Source organism: Streptomyces bikiniensis (genome assembly GCF_000716625.1).
In the GTDB taxonomy this organism is placed as follows: Bacteria; Actinomycetota; Actinomycetes; order Streptomycetales; family Streptomycetaceae; genus Streptomyces; species Streptomyces bikiniensis.
On sequence record NZ_JNXJ01000059.1, the window covers coordinates 1 to 18,373 of the forward strand.

The 18,373-nt window shown below is 75.8% G+C and carries 16 protein-coding genes; 9 read left to right on the top strand and 7 right to left on the bottom strand.

All coding sequences use genetic code 11. From position 1 onward, the window contains the following. Together OO47_RS30495 and OO47_RS30500 are read right to left on the bottom strand one after the other, a co-directional pair. A partial coding sequence (locus OO47_RS30495) for an ATP-binding protein (RefSeq protein WP_030222513.1) occupies window positions 1-321 on the bottom strand: 321 nt, incomplete at its 3' end. Further along, on the bottom strand, window positions 308-727 hold the full coding sequence (locus tag OO47_RS30500; RefSeq protein ID WP_051716387.1) for an STAS domain-containing protein: 420 nt from the start codon (window positions 725-727) through the stop codon (window positions 308-310). The genes OO47_RS30500 and OO47_RS30495, both read right to left, overlap by 14 nt. A 228-nt stretch (window positions 728-955) precedes the next feature. Between OO47_RS30500 and OO47_RS30505 the strand changes: the two genes are divergently transcribed. After that, the gene (locus OO47_RS30505; RefSeq protein ID WP_030222506.1) at window positions 956-1,546 is read left to right on the top strand and encodes an isochorismatase family protein; all 591 of its coding nucleotides are present in this window, start codon (window positions 956-958) and stop codon (window positions 1,544-1,546) included. Between the two features lie 132 nt (window positions 1,547-1,678). Here OO47_RS30505 and OO47_RS30510 read toward each other — a convergent pair whose 3' ends face one another. Next, window positions 1,679-2,038 (bottom strand): hypothetical protein, encoded by a 360-nt coding sequence (locus OO47_RS30510; RefSeq protein ID WP_033210881.1) that lies wholly within the window; start codon window positions 2,036-2,038, stop codon window positions 1,679-1,681. A gap of 43 nt (window positions 2,039-2,081) precedes the next feature. Next, window positions 2,082-2,249, bottom strand: coding sequence for a hypothetical protein (locus tag OO47_RS37075; RefSeq protein WP_158708730.1), 168 nt, complete (start codon window positions 2,247-2,249; stop codon window positions 2,082-2,084). Window positions 2,250-2,436: 187 nt separating this feature from the next. On the opposite strand from OO47_RS37075, the gene OO47_RS30515 reads away from it, so the two are divergent. Beyond that, window positions 2,437-4,167, top strand: a complete 1,731-nt coding sequence (locus tag OO47_RS30515; protein WP_030222500.1) for an FAD-dependent monooxygenase — start codon at window positions 2,437-2,439, stop codon at window positions 4,165-4,167. A 154-nt stretch (window positions 4,168-4,321) separates the two neighbouring features. Here the strand turns inward: OO47_RS30515 and OO47_RS30520 are convergent, their stop codons facing one another. The 3 genes from OO47_RS30520 to OO47_RS30530 all read right to left on the bottom strand — a co-directional run bounded on the left by OO47_RS30520 (window position 4,322) and on the right by OO47_RS30530 (window position 6,166). After that, a complete protein-coding gene (locus tag OO47_RS30520; RefSeq protein ID WP_051716386.1) occupies window positions 4,322-4,993 on the bottom strand; it encodes a 4'-phosphopantetheinyl transferase family protein in 672 nt (223 codons plus the stop codon). A gap of 19 nt (window positions 4,994-5,012) precedes the next feature. After that, complete coding sequence (locus OO47_RS30525) at window positions 5,013-5,243, bottom strand: acyl carrier protein (protein ID WP_030222495.1); 231 nt, start codon at window positions 5,241-5,243, stop codon at window positions 5,013-5,015. Between the two features lie 65 nt (window positions 5,244-5,308). Next, complete coding sequence (locus OO47_RS30530) at window positions 5,309-6,166, bottom strand: class-II aminoacyl-tRNA synthetase family protein (RefSeq protein ID WP_030222492.1); 858 nt, start codon at window positions 6,164-6,166, stop codon at window positions 5,309-5,311. A gap of 475 nt (window positions 6,167-6,641) precedes the next feature. On the opposite strand from OO47_RS30530, the gene OO47_RS30535 reads away from it, so the two are divergent. From OO47_RS30535 to OO47_RS30565, 7 genes are all read left to right on the top strand, one after another. Next, window positions 6,642-7,730: a phytanoyl-CoA dioxygenase family protein gene (locus OO47_RS30535; protein WP_030222488.1), complete on the top strand. Its 1,089-nt coding sequence runs from the start codon at window positions 6,642-6,644 to the stop codon at window positions 7,728-7,730. Next, window positions 7,712-9,028, top strand: a complete 1,317-nt coding sequence (locus OO47_RS30540; RefSeq protein WP_030222486.1) for a DUF6271 family protein — start codon at window positions 7,712-7,714, stop codon at window positions 9,026-9,028. Before OO47_RS30535 ends, OO47_RS30540 begins: the two co-directional genes overlap by 19 nt. Before the next feature lie 46 nt (window positions 9,029-9,074). After that, a complete protein-coding gene (locus OO47_RS30545) occupies window positions 9,075-10,817 on the top strand; it encodes a condensation domain-containing protein (protein WP_030222483.1) in 1,743 nt (580 codons plus the stop codon). Window positions 10,818-10,923: 106 nt separating this feature from the next. Next, window positions 10,924-12,171, top strand: a complete 1,248-nt coding sequence (locus tag OO47_RS30550) for an MFS transporter (RefSeq protein ID WP_030222481.1) — start codon at window positions 10,924-10,926, stop codon at window positions 12,169-12,171. Window positions 12,172-12,287: 116 nt separating this feature from the next. Next, window positions 12,288-13,265 carry a hypothetical protein gene (locus OO47_RS30555; RefSeq protein ID WP_234323351.1) on the top strand — a complete coding sequence of 326 codons (978 nt, stop codon included), beginning with the start codon at window positions 12,288-12,290 and terminating at the stop codon, window positions 13,263-13,265. Window positions 13,266-13,399: 134 nt separating this feature from the next. Continuing rightward, complete coding sequence (locus OO47_RS30560; RefSeq protein WP_030222476.1) at window positions 13,400-15,262, top strand: HSP90 family protein; 1,863 nt, start codon at window positions 13,400-13,402, stop codon at window positions 15,260-15,262. Continuing rightward, on the top strand, window positions 15,263-18,250 hold the full coding sequence (locus tag OO47_RS30565; RefSeq protein ID WP_030222473.1) for a tetratricopeptide repeat protein: 2,988 nt from the start codon (window positions 15,263-15,265) through the stop codon (window positions 18,248-18,250). Window positions 18,251-18,373: the final 123 nt, after the last annotated feature.

An 18,373-nucleotide genomic window follows, 5' to 3' on the forward strand; every position in this document is an offset into this window, starting at 1 on the left:
CGCGGGCGAACGCGGCCCACGCGGCCGGGGCGGCTCAGGACTGGCATCGGAGACCTCCACCCGCAACCCCTCCCGCCCGCGCCGCAGAACGAACTCCTCAGGGCCCCCGGCGTGCAGACAGGCATTGGTCACCACCTCCGACACCAACAGCAGCACGTCCTCGACCCGCTCCTCCCCCGCCTCGCTCCCCGCCGGAATCCACCCCCAGTCCGCCAACGCCTCCGCCGTGAAGTCCCGGCAGCGCGACACCACCCTCCGCACCCCGCGCAGCAGCAGTCTCCTGACCTGGGCGCCGTCCGCGTCGGCATCACCGCCGGTCACGGCCGGCTCCGCCCTCGCGCGGCGCCGGGTCGGCCAGGGCGCGGTCGGTGTCCTCGTACACCCGGAAGACGGCCCTGGCCCCGGTGATGTCGAACATCCGGTCCACCGGCGGGCGCAGCCCGGCGAGGTCCAGGTGACCGCCCGTCTCCCGCATCCGCAGGCGCGCCTTCAGGAGCGCGTTGAGTCCGGTCGAGTCGCAGAAGCCGAGGCCCGAGCAGTCGACGACGATCCGCCGGGCGCGGGCGTGCTCCTCCACCGCCTCGCGCAGCGGGGCGACCGTGTCGTGGTCGAGCTCCCCGCCCAGTTCGAGCACCACCACCCCGTCGGCCGTCCCGGGCCGGACCCGTACGTCGAACCGGGCACGGCCGGGCTTCCGCCACGTCCCTGCGCCGCCGTCCACGTCCATGGGCTCGCCCCTCTCCTCGTCCCTCTCGGTGGCTCTTCCTCACCCCAGTTTCGGACAGGTGGCGCCGGATGACCTCCTTGGAGCGCGCGGCGGGGGCCGGGGCCGGTCGGCGGAGCCTCGTTTCCATGATCCCGATCGAGTGAACGGCGGGCGCGTGCCCCTCCCGGGGCACCTCGGAGGCGCGACGATGCCGGGGACTCTTCCACCCCCTGAGGAAAGGCCGCTCCCGTGCGCCGTGCCCTGATCGTCGTCGATGTACAGAAGGACTTCTGCGCGGGCGGCGACGTCCCCGTGAACGGCGCCACCGACCTGGCCGTCGCCCTCGCCGGGCTGGTCCGGGGCGCCGGCGACCGGTACGCACACGTCGTCGCCACCCGCGACCACCACATCGACCCGGGCGACCACTTCTCGGACGAACCCGACTTCGAGGACTCCTTCCCGGTGCACTGCGTCGCCGGCACCGAGGGCGCGGAGTTCCACCCGGAGTTCGCGGCCGCCGTCGCCTCCGGGGCCGTGGAGGAGGTCTTCTTCAAGGGGGCCCACTCCGCCTCGAAGAGCGGCTTCGAGGGCGCGACCGCGAACGGCACGCCGCTGGGCGACTGGCTGCGCGCCCGCGGGGTCGACGGCGTCGACGTCGTCGGCATCGGGACGGACCACTGCGTGAAGGCCACCGCCTTCGGCGGGGTCCGGGAGGGCTTCGACGTGCGCGTCCTCCTCGACCACACGGTCGGCGTCGCCGCCGACACCACCGACCGCGCGCTGGACGAGCTGCGCGCGGCGGGCGTCGGGCTGAGCGGCCGGCCGGTGGTCCTGGTCTGACCGGCGGTTTCGGCGTACGGCCCAGGGCTCTCGGACGGCTGGTGGCCCCTGCCCGACCCGGCGGTTTCGGCGTACGGCCCAGGGCTCTCGGTCGGCTGGTGGCCCCTGCCCGACCCGGCGGCCCGGCGGCCGTCAGAGGCCGGGGCCGGGGCCCGGGTCGGGGGCCTGCCTCGGATGCCATACGGCCGAGAGGCCCCAGAGACCCAGGGCCACGACCGCCGCGCAGACGAGGACGGCCGCCCACGGGCGCAGCCACCGCGTGGCCGCAGCCCAGGCCAGGGGCGGGACGGTGAGTCCGGCGAAGAGGATGAGGGGCAGCTCGACGAGGATCACGCCCCAGTCCCGGGCGTGCGCCTCGAAACCGCCCTCGATGCTGTACGCGGCCCGGGGCAGCGCGAAGGCGCCCGTGACGGCGGCGCCGAGGACGGCGAGCAGACAGCCGACGGCGCTCTCCATCCGGTCGCGGGATTCCCCCGCGGGCTTCTCGCTCATGCCCGGGAGGGACGCGGGGGGCCGCCGTCCGGTTCCGTACGCCCTACCGCCCCGGCTCCGTGCCGATGAGCGGGCCGAGCCGCAGGAGGCCGTGACCGGGCTCCGGAAGGTACCGGTCGGGATCGGTGCCTGCGGCGCGCCGCAGGGAGACGACGACCCGTTCGATCTCGTCGGGCGACGCCCCCGGGCCCGGTACCTCGTACTCCGTCATGACGTTCCCCCTGGTCCGCACGTGCCGGAGGACCAGGATCGCCCGCCCCGGTGAAATCGGCGTGAAGCCGCCGTCGACCGGTACGGGGCCTCGTGGGGGGCGCGCTCCCCACCGCTCGCCGTCCGGGGTCCCGGGGGCGACCATGGAGAACGGGGCCCGCGGGGGCTGAGCGGCGCTGGAGGTACTCGTGACGCACCACCGCACCACCACCGACGTCCTGGTCGTGGGCGCGGGCCCGGTCGGTCTGAGCGCGGCCGCCGAGCTGCGCCGGCACGGGGTCCGCTGCCGGATCGTGGACCGGCTGCCGGCCCGGCTGCCGTACGCGAAGGCGGTCGGGATCCAGCCGCGCACCCTGGAGCTGTGGGACCGGATGGGCCTGGTCCGCGCCGTCCTGGAGGCCGCCGTCCCGATCCGGGGCCAGCTGCTCTACGCCGACGGCGAGGAGCGGGCCCGGATGGCGCTGGAGCTGCCGCCCGAGGTGCCCTACGGCTTCGCCGCGCTGCCCCAGTACGAGACGGAGCGCCTCCTGGAGGAGTACCTGGGCGGGCTGGGGACGGTCGTGGAGCGCGAGACCGAGCTGGTGTCGTTCGACCGGGACCGGGACGGGGTCACCGCGCGGCTGCGTACCGCGTCCGGCGCCGACGAGGAGCTGCGGGTGCCGTATCTGATCGGCTGCGACGGGGCGCACAGCGCCGTGCGGAAGGGACTGGGGCTGTCGTTCGGGGGCGGCGCGTTCCCGGAGGAGTACATGCTCGGGGACGTGGAGGCCGACTGGGACCTGCCGCACGGCTACGCCGTGCGGTCGAGCCGCCGGTCCGCCGACGGTTCCGCGGACGACGTGCTGGTCTGCGTTCCGCTGCCGGGGCCGGGCCGCTACCGGATGTCGATGCGGGTGCCGCCCGAACCGTCCGCCCGGCGGGAGGCGGCACCGGACGACGGGGCGGGTGCGGCGGACCGCGTCGCGCCCGGTTCCGACACCCCGGCGGACCGCACCGTGCACGACCCGGACGTCCCGCCGGACGGCGTCGCGCACGGCGTGCAGGCCGGGCGGGCGCCGGAACTCTCCGACCTCCAGGCCGTCGTGGACCGGCTCGCGCCCCGGCCCGCACGGCTCTCCCGGCTGCGCTGGTCCTCGGTCTTCCGGATCAGCCACCGGATCGTGGACCGCTACGGCGAGGGCCGGGTCTTCGTCGCGGGCGACGCGGCCCACATCCACCCGCCGACCGGCGCCCAGGGCATGAACACCGGGGTGCAGGACGCCTGCAACCTGGCCTGGAAGCTCGCCCTCGTGGTCCGGGGCGAGGCGGGTCCCGGACTGCTCGCCACGTACGACGCCGAGCGGCGGCCGGTCGGCGAGGAGGTGGTGGGCCGGACCGTGCGGCACGCCGCCCGCGGCGTCGGGGCCGACCCGGACGACGACCGGCGGACCCTGCTGCTCCGCGAGGCCCAGCTGCTCGTCGGGTACCGGGGAGGGCCGCTCGCGGGCGCGCCGTACGGTCCGGCCGGGGCACCGCAGCCCGGTGACCGGGCCCCGGACTGCGCCGGTCTGACCACACCGGCCGCCACCTTCCCGCTGCGACTGCTCGACGTGCTGCGCGGCCGCGCGGGGCACGTGGTGCTCCTGTACGGCTCCGGCGCCGCCGAACTGTCCGGCGCGGTGGAGGCGGTGCGGGCGGTCGGCGGCCCGCCGGCCGTGGTGGTCCTGCCGGCCGGGGCCGACCGGTCCGCCCTCGCGGCCCTCTCCGTACCCGTGTACCGCGACGCCGCCGGGGAGTTCGCGCGGCTCTACCTCCCCGACGGCGCCACCGGTCTCGTCGTCCGGCCGGACGGGCAGCTCGGTGCCCGGTTCCCGCTCGGCGGCGCCGCGGCCGCCCTGGACGACTACCTCGGGGCCCTGTCCCTGCGACCTCGTTCGTGATCCGCCGGGCAGGAGCCCGGGCTTCGGGCGCACGCGACCGGGGCGGGCGATCCGGTCCCGGTGCGCGGCGCGCACGGCGTCCCAGGGGGCGTCGCCGGAGGCCGTGCGGAAGGCGCGGAGGTGGTCGACCGTCCGCTCTCCCGCGGCACGGCCGTCAGGGACAGCGCCGGCGGAGCCGCGCCGTCGGCGGAGAGCGGGGAGGGCCGTCCTCCCGCGCGGGAGGGGAGAGGGTGGAGGTGGTGACGGGGGCCTCGGCGGCGACCGCCGCGACGGCTCCCCGCGCCCCGTCGGTCCATTCGAGGAGCCCGAGGCCGGTCCCGCCGCCCGCCTTGAACAGGGCCTCGCCCCGCACCCACAGCCGGAGCAGCGCCGGGCCGGGGTCCTGACGGGCGGCGGCCTCCCGCAGGTCGGCCTCGGACAGGAGCCGTCGCAGGACGGACGGGGGGCCGGGCCGGCGCGCCGCGGGTTCCACGTCCACGCCGACCGGGCCGGGGCCGACGGCGGCCGCGACGAGGCCGTCGGCGTGGCTTAGGCTGACGCCGAGGTCGGGCCGGCCGTCGAGGCGGGGGCGCCCGTGGCCCGTCCGGCCGCACTCGGCGCAGTACTGCTCGGGGCCCGACTCACCGAGGGACAGCCCGGTGGACCGGGCCGCGCACAGGCGTACGAGGAGGCGGGCCGCCAGGACGTCGTCGCGGCGGGCGGGCACCCGGATCCGGTCGAGGCGGCGCCGCTCCCACGGGGCGAGGACCCCCTCGTGGAGTTCCGGGCGGGCCAGGACCTCGGCGGTGGTCGCCACCACGGCGAGGACCGCCCGGCCCGCGTTCATCGGCGGGGGCCCGGAGAGCTCATCCGGCGGCGCTCAGGAAGCGTTCCCGGACGCGGGCGAGCGTGCGGAAGTCGTCGATGGTGACCTCCTGGAGGTCGATGGAGCGGCCGGAGAGCTCCTCCAGGAGGTCGACGAACTCCAGGAAGTCCATGGAGTCGATGAGACGGGCCTCGATGAGGTCCTCGTCGGGGCCGATCGGCCCGTCGAGGCCGGGGTTCTTCTCGTGCAGCCACTCGGCGATGCGTTCCATGGGGTGGGGTCGCTCCTCATTCGTGCGCTGTGCGGGTGTGCGTGCGGGCCGGGGCCCGGCGGGTGTCAGGCGCCGGCCTCGCGCAGGCGGTCCAGCGCCCGCGCGGGAGTGCCGTGGGCGAGGACCATGGCGTGGACCCAGCGTTCGACGCCGAAGGCGACGCAGGCGCTGTACGCCGGCCCCTCGGAGCCCGCGCGGATGCCCAGGCGCTCGCCGAAGAAGTTGCGGTGCCGGTTCACGGAGGCGATCGCCGTGCCGTCGGGGGCGCTGAACTCGTGCTTGACCGGGTCAAGGGCCATCAGGCGGGCCCGGGAGCCGCCCCTGTCGTAGAAGGGGTCGTCGGCGACGGCCCGGGTGAGGTCGAGGCCGAGGCGTCCGGCCAGTTCCCGGACGAACTCGGCGCCCTGTTCCAGGTGTTCGAGGGCGCCCTGCTTGGTGCCGAGGTGGAGGACCTCGCGCATGTGGAAGCCCCACAGGCGCCGCAGGCCGTCGAAGCGGGTCTCGTTGCGGAAGCAGCGGCCGGTCGCGGAGAGCCGCAGGCCCTCCGCGCCGACGTCCCGGCCCTCCAGGGAGAGCAGCAGCCCGTAGCAGGTGGCGGACGGCAGCAGGTAGCCGGTCGGCCGGAGCGGGAGTCCGGCCGGGGCCTCACCGGCCGCCAGGCCGTCGAGCGCTTCGGGCTCGAACCGGCCGGCGGAGACCCCGAGGTGGGGGAAGTTGCGGAAGAAGTCGAGACGGGCGAGGCCGTCCACGGAGAGCAGGGGCGGCCCCACCACCTCGGGGGCGGAGAGGCGGACGGCCAGGCCCGCGAGCAGTTCGTCCAGGCCGCGCAGCAGCGCGGTGTGGTCCGGGTCCAGGGTGATCAGACCCGGGCCCGGACTCCGCAGACCGCCGTCGGGCAGGACCGTGGTGCCGGGTGTGCTCATGGGGAACCGCTCCCTCTGGGGTGGGCGAACAGTCAAGGGCGTCGGCGGGACGGGGGAGGCGGACGCACCGCGGCCCGGTCTCCGGCCGTGAACGGCCTCGCGGGTGGTCGGCGTCGACCCCGGCACGACGAAGAGGCGCCTGACCTTCCGTCAGGAACCGGGCCGCGCAAGGGGACAGTAGGCCAGCCCCCCATCTGTTGTCTAGACCAAAGCTGCCGCCCTGACAACGTTCGCCCCGATCCCCCCGCAACATAACTCGGCGTATTGAGAAGGCACTTGCCAACCGCTAAGGTCTAAACCAATTCTTCCGTACGACGTGGCGCCCGACCAGCGCCACGGCACCTCCACGCGTCCGTGCCGTCCGCCGCCGCCCCTTCCCCGGGGGCCGTCGCGTGCCGCCCGCCGACCGGGGGCGAAGCGCTCCTCGCCCCCGGTCTCCCGGACCTCCTCCCCGACCCCGCACCCGGAGGGACCCATGACGACCCCCGTTCCGCACCGCCCGCCGCGCCGGCCCCCTCTGTACCGGGCGGCCTCGGACCGCCCGTACTTCAGCGCGGACGGCGAGTCCTACCTCGCGCAGACCACCCTGCGGGAGCTGAGGAAGGACCGTCCGCTGCGGGTGCTGTCCGAGGAGGACTTCGCCCACTGGCAGACGTACGGGTACGTCGTCGTCCGGGAGGCGGTCCCGGCGGAGGCGGCCCGGCGGCTCCTCGACTTCGCCTGGGAGTTCCAGGGACTCGACCCGGAGCGCCCGGAGAGCTGGTACGAGGACCGGCCCTTCCGCTCCCAGCTGGACCGGCAGCTGCACGTCTACGGCTTCGTGGAGGCGTACCACCACCAGCTCCTGTGGGACAGCCGCCAGTCGCAGCGGGTGTACGACGCCTTCGTGGACGTGTGGGACTGCGAGGAGCTGTGGGTCACCCAGGACCGGCTCAACCTCAACCCGCCCAACGTCCGCAACCGCGACCGCGCCCTGATCGAGCCCACCGACCGGGGCTTCGACATCGAGCTGCACTGGGACATCGACACCACGCTCGGCGTGCCGCCGCAGCGGGTGCAGGGGATCGTCGCGCTCAACGACACCGGCCCGGAGACGGGCGGGTTCCAGTGCTGCCCCGAGCTGTTCCGGCGGTTCGAGGAGTGGAAGGTCGGGCAGCCCGCCGACCGGGACCCGATCCGGCCCGCCGTGGACCGGGCCGAGTACCCCGTCGTCCGCCCCGAGCTGCACCCCGGCGACCTGCTGATCTGGAACGGGCTCCTCGCCCACGGGGTGGCCCGCAACACCTCGGAGGACCGGGTGCGGGCCGTCCAGTACCTGTCGATGATGCCGGCCCTGGAGGAGCACGAGCGGCTGCGGAGGTCCCGGGTCGACTCCTGGCGCCACCTGCGCACCCCGCGCTGGAACCGCACCCTCGTCGGCGACCCCGTCCGGCACGAGTCCGAGCGCTACCCCACCGCCGTCCTGAACGGGCTGGGCAGCCGGCTGCTCGGACTCACCTCGTGGAAGGACCGCGACGGGCGGGCGGCCGGGGACGGGGAGCCGTCGTGCGCCGCGTCTGCCTGACCCTGCCCACCGACCGGGCCTGCGCCGCGACCGTACGGGCGGTCGCGGAGGAAGCGGCGTACGGCGCGCGGCACTTCGGCGTCGAGGTGCGCCTGCTGGTCCTGGACTCCTCCGGTCCGGCGGCCCTCGCCGCCCACCGGGAGGCGGTGGCCGCGCTGCCGCCCGAACCCGGCGTGGTCGTCCACCACTTCGACGAGGACGAGCAGCGGGACTTTCTGCGCGGGGCGGTCGCCCGGTCCGGGGCCGCCGCGCCGGACCGGGTGCTCGGCCTGATGCTGCCGTCCGGGGTCTCCTACGGCGCCTGCACCAACCGGGCCTTCCTGATCGCGGAGGCCCTGGGCTGCGCCTCGGTGCACCGCAGGGACTCCGACAGCCGCTACCAGTACCTGGACGGGGAGCCGGTCTTCCCGATCCACCACGAGCTGACGGCCCTGGGACGGCGGGCCGGCGACGTGGCGGGGCTCGTGTCGCGGAGCAGGCTCGACCCGGCGCTCGCGGACCGGCCGGTGGCCGTGGTCGGCGGCTCGTTCGTCGGCGAGATGTCCGTGGACGTGGCGGAGATCCGGGCGCTCGACCCCGCCGTCCACGCCGACCTCGTCGGCCTGTCGCTCCCGCCCGACTGCCCGGAGATCTGGCGGCGGCACCTCGTCGACGAGGCGTTCCGGGGCGCCGGGACCACCGCGTTCACCGGCGACCGCACCACGCTCGCCACCGTCGACCCCGCGCGCGTGGACATGTGCAACGTCGCCCTCGCGCGCGAGGTCTACGGCCGGGTGCCGCTGCCGCCCGCCACCGACACCATCGGCAGCGACTACTTCCTCCTCCACCTGGCGCACGGCGCCCGGCTGCCCGGCGTCCTGCACAACCGGCACATCGTCAACTTCCACACGCCGGAGCGGCGTTCGGACGCGGGCTTCCTCGCGTACCAGTTGCGGCTGGCGAAGTTCCTGCTCGCCGCCCCGTACCTCCGGGCCGTCTACGCGGGGATGACGGCCGGTGACGGACCGCTCGACGCCGACGGGCTCCTGCGCACCTCCGCCGTCGCCGCGGCGGTCGAGGAGGGCGAGGGCCCCGAACCGGCGGAGAGCGCCGAGCGGTTCGACGTGGTCGAGCGCTCCTACCGCAAGCTCGGCGGCCGGTACGCGGCCGCCGCCGACGTCCTCGCCGCCCGCCGCGAGCGCCTCCTCGACGAGGCGCGGCGGGACATGGCGGACTTCGCCCTGCTCCTCGACGCCTGGGGGCCCCTGGTCCGCGCGAGCGAGGGGCGTCCGCCCTCCCCGAAAGGCACCGCGCCATGAGCCTCCCTCCGCAGCCCCTCCCCCGGCCCGGGGCGGTGGCCGCCCCGTGACCGCGTACGAGCGGGACCTCCCGCGGCCGTCGAAGACCCGCACCGTGACCGTCGCCCACGCGGGCGGCGAGGAGCGCCGGGGTCCGGTCGCGCTGGGCCAGGCCAACATGATCCGGTGCATGCTGCGGGACGAGCCCGAGCACATCAACATCCACGCCGTGTGGCCGGTGCCCGCCGGGACCCGGACGGACGCGGTGATCGACGCGCTGCGCACCCTGGTCGTACGGCACGAGGCGCTGCGGACCACGTTCCCGCGCGCGGCGGGGGCCGCCGAGGATGCCGTGCCCCGCGAGCAGGCGGTGGCGGCCGGGGGCGAGTTCACGGTCACCGTCCTCGACCACGACGAGCCGCCCCCGGACCCGGAGCGGTACGCCGACGCCGTGGCCCGCCGGGCCCGTGCCGGACGCTTCCGGCTCGACCGGGACTTCGGCCTGCGGATCTCCCTCGTCACCGTGGGCGGCGCGCCGGTCTTCGTCGCCCTGGCGGCGAGCCACGCCGTGACCGACGTCAGCGCCCTCGCCGTCCTGGAGGAGGACTGGCGGGCCCTGCTGACCGGTCGGCCCCTGCCTCCGCAGACCGCCTTCACGCCGCTGGACCTCGCCGCCGAGGAGGCCTCCCCCGCGGGGCTCCGGAAGTCGGCGGCGTCCCTGCGGTACTGGGAGCGGATCATCCGCACCGGGCCGCAGGCGATGTGCGACGGGCCGGGCGCGGAGGGCACCGGGATCGCGACGCCGGAGGTGACGCTCCGGTCCCTGCGGGGCGCGCGGGCCCTCGCCCGGGTCGCGGCGCGCACCGGCGGGCTGCCGTCCACGGTGCTGCTCACGGCCTGGTGCGCGCTGGTCGCCCACCGGACCGGCCAGAGCGTCTGCGTGGCCGCCGTCCCGACCTCCAACCGGTTCCACGACCGGCTCGTCCGCTCGGTGAACACCGTGTCCCAGGACGCCCTGCTCGCCCTCGACGTGCGGGTGCCGTCCTTCGACGCGCTGCTCGCCAAGGCGTGGGGGGCGGCGCTCGACGCGTACCGGCACAGCCGGTTCGACGCGGTCGCCCTGTGGGAGACGATCGACCGGACGACGTTCGAGCGCGGCAGCCGGTTCGCCCGGGACGTGGTCTTCAACGACGTGAGCGCGCTGCCGGGGGCCGGAGGTTCCGGGCCGGCGCCGGAGGGGCCGGACCTCGAACTGGGCCGCGGTCCGGTCCAGGTGCTTCCGACCCGGCTGCTCGCCTTCGTGCACGAGACGGAGCCGCTGCTGCGGATCGGGCTGTGGGCCGACCCCGCGCTGTTCGCACCGGGCGAGGCGGAGGGCTTCCTGACGGGCCTCGTACGGCTCCTGGAGGCGGCCGCCGAGGGGGACGTGCCGCTCGCCTCGCTGACCGGGGCGACGGGGGTCCGTCCGGTGGAGCGCGGCCCGGACTGGGTCCGGGTGGACGGCTGCTGGGTGTCGCCGGCGGCCGTGGCGGACGCGCTGGGCGGCGCCCTCGGAGGCGTACCCGTGCACGTCGTGGCGGACGGGTCCGGGGAAGGGCTCACCGCGTTCGTCGCCTCCGGCGGCGGTGCCCCGCCGACCCCGGCGGAGGCCCACGCCGCGCTGATGCGCGTCCTCCCGGGCCGCCCGGGGGTCCTCGCCCCGCGCCGGTACGTGTGCGTCCAGGACCCGCCGGAGGAGGCGGACCGGACGGACGCGTGGCTCCGGCAGCGGATTCTCACCGAAGGGAACGGCCGGACTCCGGCGATCTGACATGACGAAGAACGACGTGCCGGAGAAAGACGTGACGGAGAAAGACGTGGCGGAGGGCGACGTGACGGAGAACGGCACGACGCCGGGTGACGCGACGCCGGACGGCGTGCCCGCCCCCCCGCCGCCCAGCCCGTGGCGCTCGGGCCGCTTCCGGCTCTTCTTCACCGCCCGCAGCACCTCGCTGCTCGCCGACGGCATGCTGATGGTCTCGCTGACCACGGCCGTGCTCGGCGCGGGGTACGGGGCGAGCGGCGTGGGGTACGCCCTTGCCGCCTGGATGGCGCCGATCGTCCTCCTGGTGCTCTTCGGCGGCGTCCTCGCCGACCGGTTCACCCCGCAGGTGATGATGGTCGGCGCGGACGTGGTGCGCATGGTCGCCATGCTGGCGCTCGCGGGGCTCCTCGCCCTCGGGGACGTACGGCTGTGGCACGTGATGGCGCTGCTCGCGGTCAGCGGCGCGGCGACCGCGATGTTCCAGCCCGGCCTGGCGAGCCTGGTCCCCCGGGTCGCCGAGGACATCCAGCGGGCCAACGCGCTGCTGCGGATCTCGGAGTCGATCTGCACCCTGCTCGGCCCCGGCCTGGCCGGTCTCCTCGTGGCGTACTGGGACGTGGCCGGGTCCTTCCTGGTGATCGCGGCCTTCTACGCGTGCAGTGCCCTGGGCCTGGCGCCGCTGCGGAGGCTCGGCACGGCCCGGGACGAGAGCGACGAGCCGATCTGGCAGCGGCTCGCCACGGGCTGGCACGAGTTCCGGTCCCGTTCCTGGCTGTGGGGCGTCATCGCCGTGTGGGCCGTCTACGGCCTGTTCGTCTTCGGCCCGGCCCTGCCGCTGGGCGCCGCGCTCCTCACCGAGCAGCACGGTGCCGACGGGTACGGCTGGATCGCCTCCGCCGACGGGGCGGGCACGATCGTCGGCGGGCTGCTGGGGATGCGGGTGCGGCCCCGGCGGCCGCTCGTCGCGGGCGCGTGCGCCATGTTCTTCTTCTCCCTCAACCCGCTGGCGCCCGCCCTGGGCTGGTCGTTCGGGCTCACGGCCGCCACGGGCGTCCTGGCGGGCTGCGGGTTCGCCTTCTGGGGCGTCATGTGGGCGACCAGCGTGCAGACCCACATCCCGCTGGCCGTCCTGAGCCGCGTCTCGGCCTACGACGTCGCCGGGTCCATCATGGTCATCCCGGTGGGCCGGGCCCTGGCCGGTCCCGCGGCCGAGTCCGTGGGCGCCGACCGCGTGCTGCTCTTCTCCTCCGTCACGGGCCTCGTGTGCCTCGCGGTCATGCTCGCCGTGCCCGCCGTCCGGGCGCTGCGCCGGGCGCCGGAGAAGGCCGCCGGACCGAGGGCCGCGGTCGCGGACGGCTGAGCGGCGCACACCCCGGGGGAAACGGGTGTGCGATTGTCGTACGCGCGTGATAGTCACTACCCCCACGGGGCGGACGATCACTGACCGCCCCGTTCGTTCGGAACAAGGGGTGGGACATGGCGTTGCTCCGTAACTGGGGGCTCACGCTGGGGAAGAGGGCGGGCCGGCCCGTCGCGCGGCTGGAGAAGGACTCGGACGACCCCGAGGTGGTCCGTCTGAAGGAGGCCGCCGCCACGGCGGACTGGGCCACCGTGCGGACGGTGCTCGAAGCGCGGGCCGAGGGCGAGGGCCGGACGGAGCTGCTGTGGACCGTCTGCGACACCGCCGGGGTCGAGACGTGGATCACCGATGTGGCCGAGGCCGAGCCGGGGGCGGCGCTGCCCCGCCTCCTGGCGGGCCTCCGCCACGTCAGCTGGGGCTGGGAGGCCCGGACCTCGGCCCGCGCCGAGGACGTCTCGCGGGAGCAGTTCGAGGTCTTCCACGAGCGGCTGCGCACGGCCGAGCGGTGGCTGTACGAGGCGGCCGAGCTCGAACCGGGCTGGGCCTCGCCCTGGTACTGCCTCCAGGTCAGCGGGCGCGGTCTGGAGGTCGGCCCCGAGGTCGCGCGGCGCCGGTTCGAGGCGACGGTGCGGCGCGACCCGTACCACCTGGGGGCGCACCAGCAGCAGTTGCAGCAGGTCTGCCGGAAGTGGGGCGGTTCGCACGAGGAGATGCACGCCTTCGCGCGCGCGTCCGCCCTCGGCGCCCCCGGCGGCACGCAGCTCGGCCAGCTCGTCGCGGTCGCGCACGTGGAGGAGTGGCTCTCGCTCGACTCCGGGCCCGACGCCGCCTACATCGGCCGGCCCGAGGTGGCCGCCTCCCTGCACGAGGCCGCGGACCACTCGTACCGGCACCCGGACTTCGTCCGCCGGGACGGCTGGCTCCAGGTGCTCAACAGCTTCGCCATGGCCTTCTCGCTGGCCGGGGAGCGCGAGGCCGCCCGGGAGTGCTTCCGGGCCAGTGAGGGGCGGGTCACCGAGTTCCCCTGGTCCTATCTGAACGGCTCCGACCCCGTCGCGGCCTACCGCGAGTGGCGCTCGACGGCCGGCCGCTGAACCGGCGGGCGGCCGGGCTCCGCACCGGAGCCGCCCCCACCGGACCGGCGGCCGGTTCCACCGTCCCCGCCCCTCCCACCTCCTTCTTCCTCCCGCCCGTCGTCGCGGGCGCGTTCACCGAAAGACTTCACCGGGTGTCTCCTTCCGAGTCAGCGCACACCTTCCAGGTCGACCTGCGCGGTCTGGTCGACCTGCTCTCCCACCACCTCTACTCCAGCCCCCGCGTCTACCTGCGCGAGCTGCTCCAGAACGCCGTGGACGCCATCACGGCCCGGCAGGCGCTCGACCCCGGCGCGCCCGGCGCCATCACGGTCCGCACCGGTGACGTCCTCACCGTCACGGACACCGGCGTCGGTCTGACCGAGGCCGACGTGCACCGGTTCCTCGCCACCATCGGGCGCAGCTCCAAGCGGACCGCCGACGGCGCCCTGGACGGCGCCGGGCTCGACGCCGCCCGCGGGGAGTTCATCGGCCAGTTCGGCATCGGCCTGCTCGCCTGCTTCGTCGTGGCCGACGAGATCACGGTGGTCAGCCGGTCCGCGTCGGACCCGTCGGCGCCCGCCGTCGAGTGGCGCGGCCACTCGGACGGCCGCTACACCATCCGCACCCTGCCCGCCTCCGAGGCGCCCGGGCCGGGCACCACCGTCCGGCTCGTGCCGCGCGCCGACAACGCCGAGTGGACGAGCCCGCAGCAGGTCGTGCGGCTCGCCCGGCACTACGGCGGGCTGCTGCGGCACGAGGTCACCGTCGTCGACTCCCGGGGCGAGACGCACCGGATCAACGAGGCGCCGCCGTGGGAGCGGAGCCACCGCTCCCCGCTGGCGCGCCGCGAGGCCCTCACCGCGTACTGCCGCGACCTGTTCGACTTCACCCCGCTCGACAGCATCGAGCTGGACCTGCCGGCGGCCGGTCTGCGCGGTGTCGCGTACGTGCTGCCGACGGCCGTCAGCCCGGCGCAGCGCGCGGGGCACCGGGTCCACCTCAAGGGCATGCTGCTCACCGACAAGGCCCCCGAACTCCTCCCGGAGTGGGCGTTCTTCGTGCGCTGCGTGGTCGACACGACCAGCCTGCGGCCCACCGCCTCCCGGGAGTCGCTGTACGAGGACGGCACGCTGTCCGCCGTACGGGACGCCCTCGGCGACCGGATCCGGGACTGGCTCACCGGGCTCGCCGCCAGCGACCCGTCGCTGCTCCACCGCTTCATCGACACCCACCACCTGGCGGTCAAGGCGCTCGCCCGCTACGACGACGAGCTGCTGCGGGTCGTGCTGCCGTGGCTGCCGTTCGAGACCACCGACGGCAACGTGACCCTGGAGGAGTTCGTACGGACGCACCCGGCGGTCCTGGTCACCCGGAGCGTCGAGGAGTTCCGCCAGGTCGCCCCCATCGCGGCGGCCGCCGGGCTCGGCGTCGTCAACGGCGGCTACACGTACGACCGCGACCTGGTGCACCGGCTGCCCGAGATCCGGCCGGGCACGTCCGTCACGGACCTGGACCCGGCCACGGTCACCGCGCACCTGGACGCCGTGGACCCGACCGCCGAGCTGCGGGCGGCGGGCTTCCTCGCGGTCGCCCGGGAGACGATCGGCGCCCACGACTGCGACGTCGTCCTGCGCGACTTCCAGCCGGTGACCGCGCCCGCGCTGCTCCTCGACAACCGGGAGGCGCGCCACGAGCGGACCCGGGCGGACCTGGCCGCCGACAGCGACGGCCTGTGGGCCGACATCCTCGGCTCGCTGCGCCACGAGACCCCGCGCGCCCAGCTCGTCCTGAACCACCTCAACCCGCTGGTCCGCCAGGCGATCACGATCACCGAGCGCGGGCTCGCCGTGACGACCGCCGAGGCCCTCTACGGGCAGGCGCTGCTGCTCAGCCGCCGTCCGCTGCGGGCGAGCGAGAGCGCCCTGCTCAACCGGGCCTTCATCGGCCTGCTGACCCACGCCATGCACCGTCCGGACGCGGCGGCACCCGGCTCCGAGCCCCGGAAGGAACTGTAGATGCTGGACACGCCCGAGGCCGTCGTCGAGGCGCTGCGCGAGAACCACGAGCGCCCCCACGGCACGCAGCGGACCGTCACCGCGGAGGAACTGGTCGAGGCCGCCGAGGTCTTCGACAAGCCCGACACCCTCGTCACGGCCCTCCTGGAGCTGATGACGGCGTACGAGTTCACCGGCGAGCAGCGCAAGTCCCCCGTGGTCTTCGCCCGGCTGCTCAAGCTGTGGGACACCGCTCCGGAGTCCTTCAGCCCGTGGGAGGCCCACCAGGTCTTCTGGCGCTTCAAGTGGGTGACGACGTCCCTGCTCCAGGTGCCGGAGGTGCCCCTCGACACCGTGCGGGGCTGGATCGACCGGATGCGGGAGCGGTACGAGGAGGCCGGGCACGGCATGCAGCCGGTGGCGGCGATGCGCCACCACGTGGCCGCCCACCTCGGCACCGGCGTCGAGGACGCCTACGACCTGTGGGTCACCCGGCCCCGTACCGAACTGAGCGACTGCGAGGCCTGCGAGACCCGGCACCGTGCCTGGCACAGGGTGGCGGCGGGCGACGACGCCGCGGCCCTCGACGTCTGGCGGCCCGTCCTGGCGGGCGAGCAGAGCTGCTCCGAGGAGCCGCAGACGAGCCAGGCGCGCGCCCTGCTGCCGCTGCTGCGCCTGGGCCGCACGGACGAGGCCCGCTCCCACCACCTGACCGGCTACCGGCGGGTGCGGGGCAGCACCGGCATGCAGCACGAGGTCGGTCTGCACCTGGAGTTCTGCGCGCTCTCGCGCAACGAGGGCCGGGGCCTGGAGGTCCTCGCGGAGAACCGCCCGCTGTTCGAGGCGACCGGCGCGCCGCTCGACCGGCTCGGCTTCCTGACCGGCGTGGAGGTGCTGCTCGCCCGGCTGGTGGAGGACGGGCACGGGGAGACGCCCGTCGCCGGACCGCCGGGACGGAACTGGACCGCCGGCGAACTCCTCGGCCACGTCGGCGCCGAGGCGGACCGGCTCGCCGCCGCCTTCGACGCGCGCAACGGCACCACCGCCGTCGGGGACCGGCGCCGCGAGCGCCTGGCCCGGCGTCCGCTGCTCGACGAGCCGCTGCCGCTCGGACTGCGGACGGCCGCCGCGCCCCGCACCCCCGCGAACGCGACCCCGGCGGCCCCGGCCGCCGCGGGTCCCGGGACGCCCGGGGCGCCCGGGGACTTCGTCGCCCTCGTGGCCGAGGCGCGGCGCCTGAACCACCTCGGACACCCCGGGGACAGCCGGCTCTGGACCCGGATCGCCGAACGGCTCGCGGACGGCTCGGCCGCGCACGACGACCGGCTCGGCCCGGAGGAGCTGCTGCGGGCCGAGCTCGCCGAGGAGCGCGCCTACCGGCTCAGGCAGAAGGACGAGGACGCGGAGGGCGGCGCCGAGCTGGAGACGGCCGCCGGGCTCTACGAGGAGCTCGGGATGGAGTGGCGGGCCCTCGCCGCCCGGGCCCGCGCCCTCGCGTGGACGACCGGCGAGGGCGACGCCGACGCCGGGCGCGACGAGGCGGTCCGGGTCCGTCTCGACCGGTTGGTGCGCGAGGCGGAGCACCTTATGGACGAGGCCCCGCTGACCGGTGAGAAGCCCGGGGACGGCGAGGCCGCGGCCGGTGTCGACGTGGCGGCGGACCGCGTGGTCGCCTACTTCACCGTGCTGTACGCCGACGCCTACGCCGCCTATCGGGAGGCGATGCGGCGGGATCCGGAGGAGTCCGGCTCCGCCCCGGAGCGGTTCCGGGAGGCCGTGGGGAGGCTGCGCGCCGAGGCGGAGCGCCTGGGCGTGCCCCACCAGGTGGCCAACGCGCGCCAGTTCGTCGCGGACGAGGCGGGGCGCCGGGGCGACGTCGCCCTCGCCGAGTCGGAGCTGCGCGCGGCCCTCGTGGACATCGAGGCCTCGGAGCGGCCCTGGCGGGGTTCGCGCCCGCGCGCCCTGCTCGCCCAGGTCATGCTGTCGCGGCAGGAGCCGGCGGAGGCGGCGGAGCTGCTGCACCGGGCGATCGCGGACGCGGTGCGGTACGACGACGAGGACTTCCCGCTGGCCCCGACGTACTCCCTGCTCGGCCACGCGTCCTCGCACCTCGGGGACCACGCCGGGGCCGTGCGCCACCTCTCCGAGGCGGCGGCGCGGTTCGACCGGGAGGGGGAGCACGGGGAGGCCGCCGACGTGCGGATGCAGCTGGCCGGCGTCCTGACGGAGGCGGGGCGGCAGGCGGACGCCGTGGCGGTCCTGGAGTCGCTGCTCTCCGAGGAGTCGGCCGCCGCCCTCGACGAGCGGATGGTGGCCCAGATCCGGTTGTCCCTGGCGCGCGGGCTGCGGGAGCTGGAGGAGTACCTGCCGTCGGCCGAGGAGTTCCTGCGGCTCGCGGGCACGGTGTCCGGGTGGGAGGAGGACGACGCCCCGATCCGCACCCTGGTGACGGCGGACACGGCGGTCGCGCTGGCCCTCGCCGACCGGTGGGAGGCGGCGGAGGCCGCGTACGAGCGTGCCCTCGCCGCGCACGCCGAGGCGCCGAACCCGCCCATGATCGTGCGGATGGCGCGTGAGTTCGCGCGTCTCACGACGGAGGTCCGGGGGGACGAGGGGGTCGAGGCGGCGCTCGCGCACCTGGTGCGGGCGGACGGGGTCCTGGACGCCGTGCCGGCGGACGTCGAGGGCTTCGCCGTCTGGTACGAGCGGGGCGAGGTGCACTACCGCAGGGCCCGCGTCCTGGCGGAGGCGGAACGCTTCGAGGAGGCCCTGGCCGAGGCGGAGGCCGCGATCGGCGTCCACGAGGAGGGCGGGGAGCACGGCGAGCTGCCGAGGGCGGAGGCGGTGCGGTTCGCCGCCCTGGTCGAGGGGAACGGACTCGGCCGGACCGACGAGGCGATCGCCCGGCTGACGACGGCGGCGGCGCGCTGCCGGAACGCGGGCCGTCCCGAGGCCGCGCAGATCCTCACCGCCCTGCGGGAGGAGTACGTGGCGCGGCCCCGGGGCTGAGCTCCCGGGGCCGGGCGAAGGTGAACGGGCGGCCGCCGGGCCGCCCGTTCACCGTCCTTGCGGGCCACCGTCCCGGCCGGTCGCCGCTCCGGCGGATCACCGTCCTGGCGGGACACCGTCCTG

What these genes read in the sequence shown, in the direction of transcription:
- OO47_RS30555 (WP_234323351.1), top strand. Translation starts at nt 12,288, where the DNA reads ATGGCGTTGCTCCGTAACTGGGGGCTCACGCTGGGGAAGAGGGCGGGC.
- OO47_RS37075 (WP_158708730.1), bottom strand. Translation starts at nt 2,249, where the DNA reads ATGACGGAGTACGAGGTACCGGGCCCGGGGGCGTCGCCCGACGAGATC.
- OO47_RS30525 (WP_030222495.1), bottom strand. Translation starts at nt 5,243, where the DNA reads ATGGAACGCATCGCCGAGTGGCTGCACGAGAAGAACCCCGGCCTCGAC.
- OO47_RS30535 (WP_030222488.1), top strand. Translation starts at nt 6,642, where the DNA reads ATGACGACCCCCGTTCCGCACCGCCCGCCGCGCCGGCCCCCTCTGTAC.
- OO47_RS30520 (WP_051716386.1), bottom strand. Translation starts at nt 4,993, where the DNA reads ATGAACGCGGGCCGGGCGGTCCTCGCCGTGGTGGCGACCACCGCCGAG.
- OO47_RS30530 (WP_030222492.1), bottom strand. Translation starts at nt 6,166, where the DNA reads ATGAGCACACCCGGCACCACGGTCCTGCCCGACGGCGGTCTGCGGAGT.
- OO47_RS30510 (WP_033210881.1), bottom strand. Translation starts at nt 2,038, where the DNA reads ATGAGCGAGAAGCCCGCGGGGGAATCCCGCGACCGGATGGAGAGCGCC.
- OO47_RS30500 (WP_051716387.1), bottom strand. Translation starts at nt 727, where the DNA reads ATGGACGTGGACGGCGGCGCAGGGACGTGGCGGAAGCCCGGCCGTGCC.
- OO47_RS30565 (WP_030222473.1), top strand. Translation starts at nt 15,263, where the DNA reads ATGCTGGACACGCCCGAGGCCGTCGTCGAGGCGCTGCGCGAGAACCAC.